The sequence below is a fragment of the Streptomyces sp. NPDC033136 genome (genome assembly GCF_055578235.1).
Map to the genome: position 1 here is coordinate 1 of NZ_JBVIPD010000031.1, position 13345 is coordinate 13345.

At 71.7% G+C, this 13345-nt stretch carries 10 protein-coding genes; all 10 read right to left on the bottom strand.

Translation table 11 applies throughout. From position 1 onward, the window contains the following. Positions 1–385: 385 nt before the first annotated feature. On the bottom strand, positions 386–1549 hold the full coding sequence (locus tag ACZ5TL_RS35760; protein ID WP_468594957.1) for an NUDIX hydrolase: 1164 nt from the start codon (positions 1547–1549) through the stop codon (positions 386–388). 57 nt (positions 1550–1606) lie between these two features. Next, entirely contained in the window at positions 1607–2743 is a 1137-nt protein-coding gene (locus ACZ5TL_RS35765) for an NUDIX hydrolase (protein ID WP_468594958.1), read from the bottom strand. Between the two features lie 77 nt (positions 2744–2820). Then, positions 2821–4044 (bottom strand): methyltransferase, FxLD system, encoded by a 1224-nt coding sequence (gene fxlM, locus ACZ5TL_RS35770; protein WP_468595033.1) that lies wholly within the window; start codon positions 4042–4044, stop codon positions 2821–2823. A gap of 78 nt (positions 4045–4122) precedes the next feature. Continuing rightward, positions 4123–6114, bottom strand: a complete 1992-nt coding sequence (locus ACZ5TL_RS35775) for an ABC transporter ATP-binding protein (RefSeq protein ID WP_468594959.1) — start codon at positions 6112–6114, stop codon at positions 4123–4125. Further along, the gene (locus tag ACZ5TL_RS35780; RefSeq protein WP_468594960.1) at positions 6111–6578 is read right to left on the bottom strand and encodes an NUDIX domain-containing protein; all 468 of its coding nucleotides are present in this window, start codon (positions 6576–6578) and stop codon (positions 6111–6113) included. The genes ACZ5TL_RS35775 and ACZ5TL_RS35780 overlap by 4 nt, the downstream gene beginning before the upstream one ends. Then, entirely contained in the window at positions 6575–6784 is a 210-nt protein-coding gene (locus ACZ5TL_RS35785; RefSeq protein WP_468594961.1) for a hypothetical protein, read from the bottom strand. Before ACZ5TL_RS35785 ends, ACZ5TL_RS35780 begins: the two co-directional genes overlap by 4 nt. A gap of 301 nt (positions 6785–7085) precedes the next feature. Then, positions 7086–8231 carry a hypothetical protein gene (locus tag ACZ5TL_RS35790; protein WP_468594962.1) on the bottom strand — a complete coding sequence of 382 codons (1146 nt, stop codon included), beginning with the start codon at positions 8229–8231 and terminating at the stop codon, positions 7086–7088. 4 nt (positions 8232–8235) lie between these two features. After that, positions 8236–10281: a methyltransferase, FxLD system gene (gene fxlM, locus ACZ5TL_RS35795; protein ID WP_468594963.1), complete on the bottom strand. Its 2046-nt coding sequence runs from the start codon at positions 10279–10281 to the stop codon at positions 8236–8238. Between the two features lie 34 nt (positions 10282–10315). After that, entirely contained in the window at positions 10316–11386 is a 1071-nt protein-coding gene (locus ACZ5TL_RS35800) for a lanthionine synthetase LanC family protein (protein WP_468594964.1), read from the bottom strand. Then, positions 11383–13341: a lantibiotic dehydratase family protein gene (locus tag ACZ5TL_RS35805; protein ID WP_468595034.1), complete on the bottom strand. Its 1959-nt coding sequence runs from the start codon at positions 13339–13341 to the stop codon at positions 11383–11385. Before ACZ5TL_RS35805 ends, ACZ5TL_RS35800 begins: the two co-directional genes overlap by 4 nt. Between the last annotated feature and the right edge of the window lie 4 nt (positions 13342–13345).

Consider the following 13345-nt stretch of genomic DNA (forward strand, 5'->3'; position numbering starts at 1 on the left):
CTACACCATGGCCATCGGCCCGCGACCAGCCCGAGCATCGCGAACCCCGCGCATACCAGACCCGTGACCTGCAACGTCACGATGCACACTGCTCAGTGCGCACGGCTCGGGCGCGGTCGTAGGCCGCCGACACTGACACGCTCGGCCAGAGGGCCGAGGCCGTGAGCGACTGAGCCAGGCCGCCGATCGGGTTGCTCCTGTCTGTTGCGAGCCCGGCCTTCTGGAGACGATCACGCGCAGACCACATCCCGAGTAGGACGTCGCTCAGCATGAGTACATCGTCAGAGGTGTCCATTGCGGACCTCGACCTCCCGTTGCCAGAAGTAGAGACGGGATACGCTCGCGGTGCGAAACTCGACAAGCTGAAACTCGACATGTGGTTTGCCTAGTGAACCGACGGGACGTGCCAGGTGGAGGGCGCGAACGCGGAGTCGGGGTGGCGCAGCCCGAGCAGCACCGTCCCGTCGGGCCGCTGCAGGTAGAGGTGGACGCCGATGACGTTGAGGACCGTGCCGTGCGGCGAGGCTGGGCGGCGCTCCTCGTGCGATGAGGGCCCGCTCTGCGGCGCAGTGCTGGAAGCGTTGGCCGGGAGGCTGGCGGCGTGGCGCCGTACGAGGTCGCTGGTGGTGTCTGCGATGCGCAGGCGGTGGAGGTCGTCGGGGGCGAACCAGGCCAGCATCACCCCTTCCGTCAGGTGGAGTTCGCGGGGATCGCCGTTCCAGTGGCCGGCGTAGATGGCGATGGGCACACTCGCGCCGGCGTCGTCGGAGGCGTACTCGGTGCCGAACGGGGTGAGGTCGGCGATGTCGAGGCCGGCTTCCTCGGCCAGTTCGCGCCGCACGGTGTGTTCCAGGGTGACGTCCTGGGGCTCTCGGCCGCCGCCCAGCAGTGACCACATGCCCGGCTCCCAGATCCGGCCGGGGAAGTAGTCGCGCAGGTGGAGCAGGTACTCGCCGCGGTCGTTGTAGATCAGGGCGGAGGCGTTGACGGTCTCCGGTTCGGTCTCCGGTGTGAGCTTGAGCAGCTTCTCGCGCAGGGAGGGGGAGGCCACCCTGTCCACGGGACGCCACTCGATGCCGCCGACCTCTTCTTCCTGCAGCACCACGGGCAAATCTGTTGCGGGGTGCAGGCGGAAGAGGAACCGGAGGTCGAAGTGCTGGTGGCCGGGTTCGCCTTTGCCCGGGTGGGCGTCGATGTCGAACGGCACAGTCTCGTAGCCGGGCCACGGCGTGACGGCCTGGGGCGGGATCCCGGTCTCCTCGTGCAGCTCCCGCAGCGCCGCTGCCGCCAGGGACTCGTCGGCGGGCTCGGTGTGTCCGCCGGGGGCGAGGACCTTCCCGCTCGCCAGGTGCAGCACGTGCAGAACGCGGCCGAGCGCGTCGACGACGATCGCGCCGCAGGTGACGTGTCCGGTGAAGGTGGAGCGGCTGGCGATGTCAGTGGGACGGTCGAGGGCGGCCAGGAGTCCGCCGAGCTGCTCGCGCTCGTGAGGGTGGCGAGCGAGGTAGGTCTCGACGGTGGTGCGGATGTGGTCGTGCGACAACGGCATGGGGCTACCTCAGAGGGGCGTGGAGCGGGACGTGTTGAGGCGGGGTGCTCGTTCGGGTCAGGTCAGCCGCATCCCCTCCGCCGGGATCTCCTCGATGGCGGCGGGGCGAGCGGTGGGCAGGCCCCACCGCTCTCGTGCCGTCTCCGCCGCGAGCTGGGCTTGCCGCGCGCCGGGCGGGCCCCAGCCCAGCAGGGCGGCTGCCTGGGCGGGGGTGGCGAGCAGGCGGGCGAAGGGGTGGCCGGTGGCGGGGTCGACGGCCGTCGGCCCGATGGCGGTGACCCGGGCGGCCAGGCGGAGCCGGGTGTTGGGCCCCACTCCGCCGTAGACCTCGCCGGTCTCGTCCAGCACCCAGCCCAGTCGCACCGGTTCGGCCAGGGTGAGCTGGGCTTCCTCGGCGGCTTCGCGGTGCAGGGTGTCCTCGGGCGTCGCGTCGGTCGTCTCCACGGTGCCGCCGGGCAGCATCGGCAGCGCGCCCCGCGGGCCGGGGTCGGCCACCAGGACGACGCGGCCGTCGGGGACGAAGCACCACGCCCAGGCTTGCCGCACGGGCAGCCGCTCGGGGACGGGGCCGCGGTGGAGAGGGCTGTCCCACGAGGGCCGGTAGCGGACGTGGACGTCATGGCGGTCCAGCGCCGGGACGTCGAGGATGTGCCGGCCGTCGGCGAGGTGAGCGGTGGCAGTGTTCCCGAGCCGGGCACGGTAGGCGGCGAGCATGATCTGCCCGTCCACAGGGCGCAGCCGCTGCACTGCGTCCCGGGTCTCCAGGAAGGCGTACTCGGACAGCTCCTCGGACGGCAGGCGGATCGCCTCCACCTGGTCGGGGCGGAGGGTTCCGCCGTCGAAGACGAACCGGACCTCCCCGGGGCACAGCGCGCCGGGCTGAAGGTTGGGGTGGTGGGAGGAGAAGGAGTGGACGGCGAGTACGGCCGACAGGGGTAGATCCAGGCCCAGTTCCTCGGTGATCTCGCGCCTGCAGGTGACGTGCGGGTGTTCGCCGGCTTCGACGACGCCTCCGGGCAGCAGCCACGAGTCGTCCTCGCGGTAGGTGGGGTGCACCAGCAGGACCCGGCCGACCTCGTCGGTGATGATCGCGGCGGCGCCCAGCCACGCCGCATGCCGGGATGCGGCGTACTGCGCTGCGGGCAGAGCGGCACGCGGTGAGACGTGATCCGAAGGGGAGACGGGAGAGGTCACGTAGCTCTGCCTTTCGCGACGGTGTACGGGGGAGTGGGCAGCGCGGAACGGCGAGGGGTGATCGGGGGTACCGCCGTTCATCCGGTGTTGCGGCTCCCGGTGCTGCTGGGCACGATCGGCCAGTCCACGGTGATACGGGTGTGCTTCTTGGCGAACAGGTGCGGTTCGTGGTCCGTGTCCGCCGGGGCACGGCCGGCTGCCGGGCGGGCGGTGATGAGGGGGCAGCGGGCGCTGCGGTGATTGCGCTGCCAGTGCTCGACCTGCTCGGCCATCTCCTGCGCGGCGACGTGTCCTTGCGCGCCGTAGCCGTGGACGACGAATTCGTACCGGCCCTTGCCGTCGTCTCCGTCGCCGATGCGCTCATGGGTCAGCCGGGCGAGGGAGGCCCCGCGGACGATGGCGGCGCCGGGCCAGTGCTGGGGCGGCGGGTTCAGGACCTGGTTGTCGCCGTCGGGGTCGACTTCCAGGCGGCAGAAGCCGGGCAGGGCGCCGGCGAGGTAGAGGGTGAGGGCGTCGAATGGTTCCTGGCCGCGGACGGTGATGTTGGTGCGGGTGACGGTCGGCTCGCGGGTGAGGGCGGGGGCGAGTTGGTCGACAGGCAGCGGGGTGCCGTCTTCCCAGGACAGGTGCACGCCGGTGCCGGGGACGGTGCGGCGGTTGGTGTTCCAGGTGCCGTCGCCCTGCATGGCCACGAAGCCGCAGACGATGAGCGGCTCGTCGCTGTGCAGTGCCCCCTTGACCTTGGTGAAGGCGATGGCCCAGTGGTAGCCGTGCAGACGCAGCGGTGCGATGAGACGGCCGCCTTCGGCCAGGGCGTCGATCCAGGGCAGGTCCCAGGTGTCGACGGTGACCACGATGGCGTCGAATCCGCCGTCCGGAACCAGCCGGGCGGGTACGTGCTCGGCGTCCGCGGTGACGACGCGGACGCCGTCGTATCCGGTCTCGGCGAGGAAGCGGGTGGCCCTCTCGGTGACGGACGGGTCGATGTCGAGGGTGGTGACGCACCCGGTCGGGCCGACGAGTTCGGCCATGAGTGCGGCGTTGTAGCCGCCGGAGCCGATCTCCAGCACGTGGTGGCCGGGCTGGATGCGGGCGGCTTCGAGCATGTCGGCCTGCAGCCAGGGCGCGGAGATGGAGCTGATCACCCGGCCGTCGGGCGCATGGCGGGTGGCGACGATGTCGTTGGCGTACGCGGCTTCGAGGGGCACCTCGGGGGCGAAGGCGTGGCGGGGCACGGTACGCAGGGCGTGGTCGACCGCGGGGGTGCGGATGTGTCCGGCAGCGGCCAGGTGGTCGGCCAGCTGGTGGCGCTGGAGGGTGGCTTCGTCGAGGTCCGTGGTGGGGGGGTGTGGTCACGGTGGGCCTTTCGGGCGAGCGGGTCATACCTGGTCCGGGACGGCGGGCGCGGCAGGGCGGGGGATGGTCGCGGTCGGGGCGTACTGTGCGGCCTGGGCGTCGAACATGGCGGCGTACCGGCCGCGGGCGGCGATGAGTTCGTCGTGGGTGCCGTGCTCGGCGAGGTGCCCGTTGTTGAGGACGTAGATGTGGTCGGCGTGTCGGACGCCGGACATGCGGTGGGTGACCAGGACGACGGCTCGGTTCGGTGCGGCGAGCCGGCGGATGCGGTCGAAGGCTTCGATCTCGGCTTCGGGGTCGAGGGCGGAGGTCGGCTCGTCGACGATGAGGACGCCGTCTGCCTGTGATGTTGAGCTACGCCAGTGCGTGCGGGCCAGGCCGACTTTCTGCCATTCGCCGCCGGAGAGCTCGATGGCGCCGCGGAACATTCGGGCCAGCAGGCTGCGCAGGCCGTCGGGGAGTTTGGCGATGACGGGGCCGGCGACGGCGTAGTCGACCGAGGGCTTCAGGTCGTCGTCCGTCGCGGGGTGGGCGGGGCGGCCGAGGCGGATGTTCATCGCGGCGGTCACGGGCCAGCGCTGGAAGTCCTGGGTGAGCAGGGAGACGCGATCGAAGACCTGGGCGCGGTCGAGGTCGGTGAGGTCCGCACCGCCCCAGCGCAGCGTGCCGCTCTCGGGCAGCAGCATGCCGGAGAGGATCTTCATCAGGGTGCTCTTGCCGGAGCCGTTCTCGCCCACCACGGCGGTCACCGACCCCATCGGCAGCGTCAGGGACACTCCGTCCAGTGCCGCGGTGTCCCGGTCGGGGTAGCGGTAGGTGACCTGGTCCAGAACGATCTCCTTGACCCGTTCTGGTACGGGCGCGCCGCCGGCCGGCAGCGTCCGCTGGCCGGCCTGGGTGAGGAAGCGGCCGTGGTCGCGGACGTAGAGGCTCTCCTCGTGCAGCTGGTTGATGTTCATGACCAGCGCGCCCAGGCTCGCCGAGCCGGTCCGCACGGCGATGACGGCGGTTCCGGCGACGGCGAGGCTCATGTGTCCGGCCATGATCAGCCAGAACATGGTCCCGTAAGTCACCGCCATCGCCAGTCCCGACAGGGCGGAGGCGACCCACTCGGTCAGGGCCTTGCTGGAGGCGAGGCGTTCCTGTTCGGCCTCGGCGCTCTCGGCCATGCGCTCGTAGCGGCTGAGGAGGAAGGGGCCGACGGCGTGGAGGCGGACCTCCTGGGCGGCGGTGCGTTCGGTGAGCAGGTTGCCGATCAGGCGGCTGGCCCGCACGTGCTCGATCCAGCTCATCACCGACACGTACCGCTCTTGGGCAACCCGCATGGCGCCCCAGCCGCGCGGGGCGGCGATGAGGATCAGCATGGGCAGCAGGGCGGGGTGCAGTACGGCGAGGACGCCCGCGGTGGTGATCAGGGAGATGAGGCCGTTCAGCGCGGCGACGCAGGAGCTGATCATGCGGCGGGCGGAGCCGGGGCCGTGCTGGGCGATGTCCACGAGCCGCCGGAAGTCGGGGTCGTCGATGGCCTCCAGCTCGACGCGGGCTGCGGCGGCCAGGTACTGGGTGGTGGCGATCCGCTCGACTTTGGGCTCGAGCCGTCCTGCGCGGGAGGTGGACCAGGCGGACAGGGCGGAGCTGACGACGCCGATGATCGCAGCGGCCAGGAGACCGGGCAGCAGGGCGGGCAGCCGCTCGGCGGCGCTGCCGCTGCCGGCGAGCAGGGCGTGCATGACGGCGTTGACGGCGAGCAGGCCGGCGGCCGCGGCGATGCCCTGGCCGATCTCGCTGACACCGACCGAGAGCAGGGCACGCCGGTCTGCCTGCCAGGCCATGCGTAGCGTGGCGCCGACGAGGGCGGGCATGGAGCGCAGCGCGGACATCATGGTCAGGTCCAACGTCGCGTGCTCGTGCTGGGACCAGCCCATGTCGTAGCGCAGGGGCCCGCCGAACAGCTCGTGTTCGGCGTCGGAGACCTGCGGGTCGGCCATCGTGACCGGACCGAAAAACCTCTTCACCGGGCGCCTCCCGCAGGCCAGTTGGTGGCCCTGTAGGACGGGCCGTGGGTGAGCATGTGGAAGATCGTGGCGGTGTAGGGGTGGCAGTCCAGGGAGGGCTTTTCCATCGGTACCCAGAAGAGCCCTTCGTGCTTGTCCGGCTCGGCGTTGTATGGCTCACCCGTCCACGACTGGGCCACGAACACGGCGGTGATCCGATCCAGCCCGCCACCGGGGTCGTGGTGGTGGATGAGGCCGCAGAACTCCTGCTGCTCAGCGCTGATGAGGACCCCCGCTTCCTCCTGCGCTTCGCGCCGCGCGGCGTGGTCGAGCGGTTCACCGGCCTCCCGGTGGCCGCCCACGACCGTGAGCTGTCCCGGCGCGAGGGCGGCGTCCGCCTTGCGGCGCACGCACAGGGCGGCGCCGTTGGACCGGAGCAGGACCTGGGCGACGTCGGCGATCAGCAGGTGAGGCTCCTCGCTCACAGACGGCCCCCCTGCGGCAGGCGCGTGACGGTGTGCCCGCCGCGCGCGATCACGAGCGCATCGTCGTCCCGGGGACCGTAGGCGACAGCGCTCGCTGCGTCGGCTGCGGTGAACGCTGTCAGTGCCCGGTCCTCCGGCTCGGACAGAGGACGGCCATTCCCCCCGTCGGGATGGATCGGCCCTAGCTGGGTGGTGGCGTGGGTCATGCCAGGTACCTCGTATCCGGTCGTGACCCACGGGCGGACGGAGCGTTGCGGTCGGCAGCGGATCGCAGGGTGGTGCCCGAGGAAGCGGCGGTGCTCTCGAACACGGGATGAACAAGCGCAGGAAGGCGTACGGGATACATGGGGGCTCCTCGGGATGAGATGCGGACTGGTGATCGGGTAACGGGAGCTCTCGTATCGCCGTAACGGGTGGAGGCGGGCGAAATCTAGAACCTGAATTCGAATACCGGGCTCTCTCCTTCTGTGGTCGGGTGGGGTGAGCTGTGATGCTGTGTTCGATCACTCATGTGGGTTGCGGTACCTCCATCGGGGGATTGCCTGGTGCCGCCTGGAGGTCTCGGAGGAGTCGTCTCAGCTCGGCTTCGCCGAGGGCGACGGATTCGGTCAGGGACCGCTGGTGGTCCGCGGGCAGGGTTCCGGCACCGAGACCTGCGTTAGCGACCACCGAGCCGAGCGCAGATGTCCGCTCGGTGCTGAAGAGCGCCCGTGTGGTCGGGTGGTCCAGCACTTCACACGCGGCATAGGCGTCGAGGCGGGCCACTTCGGCGAGAGCTGAGAGGAGCGAGGTCGTGTGCGGCCCGTCGGCGTCGAGTTCCAGGGCGGCCAGCCCCGTCCGGGTCTGGAACACGGCAATCGAGGGTTCGGGATCGGCCAGGAGCGAGGCAGCTGCATGCTGGGCCTGGTCGAGGTCGGCTCGCGGAACCGGTGCCGCGACGGGGCGGCAGTGGGTGCGCAGGAGGGTGGCGACGGCCATCTCCCAGGATTCCGTGGGCTGGGTGGTGTCGATCAGGTCGCGGGCTTGTTGGTCCAGGCCCTGCTCCATGAGGGCCATGATCTTGATCTGGCGGCCGTCGAGGAGCCGGTTGCCGATGCCGCGGTGCTGGGCCATGGCGTCAGCGGCCTCGGCCCACCGCCCGATGCGGGCGAGGGCGCGGGCGCCGTCCACGAGCAGGGTGACGTACAGCTCCTGGCACACCGCTCGGTGCTCCTCGTCCGTGCCGGTCAGGGCCGAGAGGTCGACGACGCGGCCGTCGATCTCGGTCTTCTCCCGTTGGCGCGCGGCGTGGTTGAGGCGGACCAGCAGGTCGTAGGCTGCCTCACCCTGGCCGCCGCGGGTCAGCAGCCGGGAGAGATTGACCAGCGGCATCAGCGACATGACGGCGATGCGTCCGCTGAGATGTCCGGCGTTGGTGAAGACCTGGTGCTGGCGCCAGCACAGATCCTCGGCCAGGTCGGGCAGGCCGACGTCGGAGGCGATGAGCGCGGCGTAGTTGAGGACCCCGCAGGTGCGGGCCACCAGGTCATGGTGGCCCGCACCTGCGGGCGCGACGGTCAGCCCGGTGAGGTGGTTGATGCGCTCCTCCAAGGGGAGCGCGGGCGCCTTGGTGCGGCGGACCAGGGGGATGCGGCTGGCTATCGCGGGGATCATCGGCTCAGCCCTTGCGCGCCCAGTCGACGACCAGTCGGCTGTAGGGCTTGTCGACGACGAAGCGGGCGTCGTCCGCCGTCAGCCGGTCACGCGAGTCCGCGACGGCCATCCGGAAGCCCGGCTCGGGGGCGTCGTTGCCGCCGGTCGCGTCCCAGGCGCGGATCTCGCTCACGACGCGCTCGGTGAGGTCGGCGCCGCCCTCGCCGTGGCCGATCACGCCGACCTCCCAGTACCGGCCCTTGTCGTCCTCGCCCTCGCGGATGGTCAGGTACGCCAGCGACCCGGCGTCGAGGGCGGCCATGGAGCCCCACCCGAAGTGCGGGGTGAATCCGGGGCGCTGGCCCGGCAGGCGGGAGAGGCCGTTGGGCAGCACGCAGGCCAGGTACAGGTACAGCCACTCCCACGCCGAGCCCTGCCGGAACTTCACCCCGGTGTAGATCTTGGCCGGCTGCTCGTCGAGGACCGTGCGCAGCGCGTCGCGGTCGACGTCCTGCTCGCTGAACGTCTCCAGGCGCACGTTGCCCTCGCCGGCCATCGGCACGAGGGTGTACACGTCGTCGCAGACGCCCTTGCGCAGCGGGATGAAGGTGGCCATCTCGCAGGAGACGGTCTTCCACGTGTCGCCGTCGCGTTCGAAGGCGAAGGAGCGGGAGATGCTGCCGCGGATGCGCATCGGCAGGACCAGGCGCCCGCCGGGGGCGAGCTGGTCGAGGATCTTCACGGGGACGTCGCCGGCGCCGACGGTGAAGATGATCCGGTCGTAGGGGGCGTGCTCGGGCAGCCCGGCCGCGCCGTCGGCCATCACCGCGGTGGCGTTGTCGACGCCTGCCTCGGCGAGGTGCTGGTTCGCGCCGGCGACGAGGTCCTGGTCGACGTCGAGGGTCCACACCTGCCCGCCGGGGGAGACGATCTTGCCGAGGAGGGCGGCGTTGTAGCCGGTGGCGGCTCCGGCTTCCAGGACCTTGTGACCGGGCTGGGCGCCGAGCTGTTCGAGCTGGGTGGCGACGATGGACGGCGCGGAGATGCAGGAGATCATCTCCCCGTGCTCGTCGTGCTTGATCGGGACCGCGTCCTCCTTGTACGCGCTCTCCAGGTCGACGCCGGGCAGGAAGGCGTGCCGGTCGGTGGTGCGGAAGGCGTCGATGGCCGACTTGCTGCGCAGGTGGCCGCTGTCGACGAGCCGCTGGGCGAGGGATTCGCGCAGCTGGTTGGGGTCGGTTACGGGTGTCACGGGGGTCTCCATCCGAGGGAGGCTAGGGTCCGCCGGGGCGGACTTGCGGGTAGACACGTCAGCTCCTTCTCCAGTGGAGAAAGCGACGTGACGGCCGAGCCACGCGGTGGCGGCCTGCGCTTCGGCAGGCACGCCTGCGCGGTTGAACGCGAAGATCGCGTGATGGGCGATGACGCCCCGGATTCCGCGTATCAGTCGACCGTCGGCGGCGAGCCGGCGCAGGCGGCGGCCGGCGTCCTCGAACGCGGCGACGCGCTCGACCCACCCCGCTTCCGCGTCTGAGCGCAGGGCGGCGTCCGCGTTCATCAACCGCCGCATCGCGGAGACGGCTCTCTCCAGCGCATGCCCCTGGGGCGGGGTGACGGGGGGCCGCAGGGCAGCCCACCGGTCCCACACGTCTCCGGCTTCGAACGGGTCCAGTCCCGCCTCGCGGATCATGGCGGACAGCAGCATCACGCTGCGCTCGCGGGCGCCGGGGGTGCCAGTCTCGGCGAGCGCGGCCGGGCTGTCGGCGCAGAACACGTCGTGCGCGACCTCCATGCCCTCGGGGCCGCCGAAGGCATGGATCTCCGGCTCGTAGATCCCGCCCGTCCAGCCGGTGATCACGCGGGCGGCGACGAGCTGGTCCAGCAGGCCGGTGGCGGGCTGTTCGGTGCGCAGACGCACGCCGGCGTCCTTGCGCAGGAAGTGGAAGCGGCGCCCGGACAGCGCGGTCGCCAGGGCCCGGGCGGCGTCCGCGTGCTGGTCGGGGAAGGCCACGGAGGCGTGCCACCAGGCCGTGTCCGGAGGCATAGGCAGGTTCTCGTCTTCGAAGGTCATGGGCAGGAGCTCCTTGGGGTACAGCGCGGGAGGGTCAGGTGAGCAGTAGGACGCGGCTCCAGCCCGTGATGTCGGTGGCGTTCAGGGCGAGTTGGGCGCCAGCGCGGCCTTCCATGAATCCGGGTTTGGGCAGGCGCTCCCAGTCGTCGGCCAGCCGTCGGTGCAGGTCCTGGATGATCGGAGTGAAGCGTGCGGGTGCGGGGCTGTCGGCGGCGACCGCGCGGGTGAGGGTCAGCAGGCCGGCCCAGCCGTGGCAGAGGGTCGAGTCGGTGATGCGGGCGAGCCGCAGTGGATCGGTCAGGATGGTCTCGACGATGTCCTCGGCCGCCCGGCGGCGGGCGGTGTCGCCGAGGGCGAGCGCGGCGAGCTGCTGGGCGCGGGCGATGCCGGGCTGGCCGTAACACCAGGACTGGCGGGCCGGTTCCGCTGCGGGCGGCTGGTCGGCCTCCAGGTGTGCTGCGGTGGACCAGTAGTGGGCGCCGTGCCAGTCGAGCCAGGTGGCGAACGTGCCGACGGCCTCCTCCTGCCCGGGGACGCTGACTCCGGCGCGCAGGGCGAGGGAGAGCACAGCCAGAGGCCCGGCGATGCCGTGGGCCATGCCGTTGTTGCCGTGGCCGCCGGCCATCGTCTTCCCGTCGGGGCCGACCGGCGACCACCACCCAGGCAGGATCCGGCCTTCACTGCGGGCGGGGTGGGCGAGCGCGACGAGGCAGGCGAGCACGTCGGGCAGCCGGGGCGCGATCGGGCGGCGGGACAGTAGCAGTGCGGCGAGTCCGGTCAGGCCGCGGATGAGGTCCCATTCGGCGAGGTGGGGCAGCGCGCCGGCCGCCTGACGGCGGTGGGCGGCGGCGAGCCGGGCGTCCACGACGCGGTCGACGGCCGCGCGGACGTCGTCGCTGGCCCCGTGGGCGCGGGCGAGGACGAACTCCAGGGCGGGTGCGCCGTGGAAGAGGCTGGCGTTGCTGCCGGTGCTCACCCCCGGGGCGGTGGCCTGGGCGAGGTGGCGGCGGGCGGTGGCCAGGTCACGGTGCTCGATGTCGAGCAGGGCCATCCCCAGGGCGCCTTCGGACAGGTCTTGCGTACGGGGCACGGTCGTCGCGGTCATGAGCGCCTGGCCAGGGGGACGACGATGCTGTGGGCCCGGCCGCCGATCCATCCGTCGGCGTCCGGCGGGGGCGCGTCGTGCAGGGTGGCGATGCCGAAGGGGCTGGCGTCCAGGTGTGCTCGCAGGAGGTCCAGGTCGACGTCGCGGGTGAGGTCGAGGGGCAGCTGCTGGTCGTCCTCGGCGAGCAGGACCCGCTCCGGCACCCGGAACCGGGCACGCCAGGCATGGAGTTGGTCTGCCCACTGCTGGAGGGGTGCGGTGCGGGCGGGCAGTGCGCGGCTGCGGATCTTCCACCGGGCAGCGGTGAGGATGGTGCGCCGGTAGGTGAGCGCCGGGGTGAAGGGCAGGGTCCAGGCGGCGCCCCAGTCCAACCAGGTCACCTGCGGGGATGCGGCCCGGCTGATCTCGCCGAGGAAGCGGGCCATCGGCGGGGTGTAGTTGTTCCACAGGAAGTTGATCGCGGTCGGGGCGAGCAGCTCCAGCCGTTTCCCGGTCGCGTACTCCATCAGCTGTGGGCGGCCGTCGGTGATGCAGACCGCGAGGTCGCGGGGGAAGAGGACGTTCGGGCCGGGGTGGCGAAATTCGCCAACACTGACGACGCGGGGCAGCGCCCGCGGCGCGCGGGTGAGCAGGTCGGCCGGCACCCGCCCGGCATGGAAGGACAGCTGTGCCAGCTCCGCCTCCGCATCGATGGTGGGCAGGTGCGCGTACGCCTCCTCGGTGCCGGGGAAGAGGTGCCAGAACCGTCCGGTCATCGAACCGGCCGAGCGGGAGACGGTCAGGACCCGCAGCCGGAAGTCCCCCCGGTCGAGGGCCTGGACGGAGGAGGCGTGCACCTGAGCGGCCAGTTCGAGATGGGGCGCCGGATGGTGTGGCTTCTCGCCGGCTGCGGCTTCCAGCTCCTCGATCATCGCGCCCGTCAGGGCCACCGTGCGCCTGCCCTCGGCGGCGGCGGTGCCGGCCAGCTCCAGCAGCAGGCGGTCGCGCCGGGACATCGGCCGGGGCGGTCCGCTCACGGTAACGAACCCTTCCGGAAAGCCCACGCCCCGGTCGGAGTCCGTGGCCACCTCCACCGGAACGGGGACGTTCTCGCCGTAGCGCTCGGTGAATTGCTCGATCCACCGACGCCAGGTCGGTGTCCCGTTCGGATGAGTGGCCAGGCGGGCCAGCACGGTCGCTGCCGTCCCTGCCTCGGTCAGCACTTGTTCGGGCAGCCGCACGTCGGCATCCAGCCGCAGGTCGCATGCTGGCCGCAGCCGGTCTGCCTGGGCGCGGACCGCGTCCGGAAGGGCGTCTGACGGGTCGACGGCGGTGGCTGGCGCGCGCAGCGAGGAGCGCAGCAGCCGTACCCGCAGCAGTTCGCCCAGGAGCCGGTGACGCGCTGCGTCGCTCACAGCGGGGTATTCCGCGGCGAGTTTGTCGGCCAGCTGGCGATACTCGATCGGGGAGCGGGCCAGGTTGAGCACGTGGCGCAGCGCAGGGTTCAGGGCGAGGCGGAACTCTGCGTCGCCCTCGGACGGCACGTGGATGTGCTCGTTACGCTGCCGGGCCAGCGTGTTGACGCAGACCTTCGTGTCGGCCATGCGAGTGCTGTCGCTCTCCCAAGCGCTGAGCATCTCGTCGAGACCGATCGGATCGGGGCGGACGACGGCCTGGTGGTCTTCTCCGAAGCGCACGGATGTCGACTGGTCGAAGCCGAGCAGGGCGACGCCGGCGAACAGGCCGTAGGGGGTGGAGCGGTGTGCGTACCGGATCGCGTAGCGGGCCGTGGCCAGAGCAGCACGGCGAACCCGGCGCGGCTTCGGCGTGCGGCCGTCGATGATGGCCTGCACCTGTCCGGCAAGGTCGGGGCTGGCGTCGGTCACTGTCTGCCGAAAGGCATCGTCGGACCAGACGCTGTTCAGCCACGCACGCCACGGTTCCACCGGTGCCGTGGATGCCGGCCAGGGTGGCATGGCG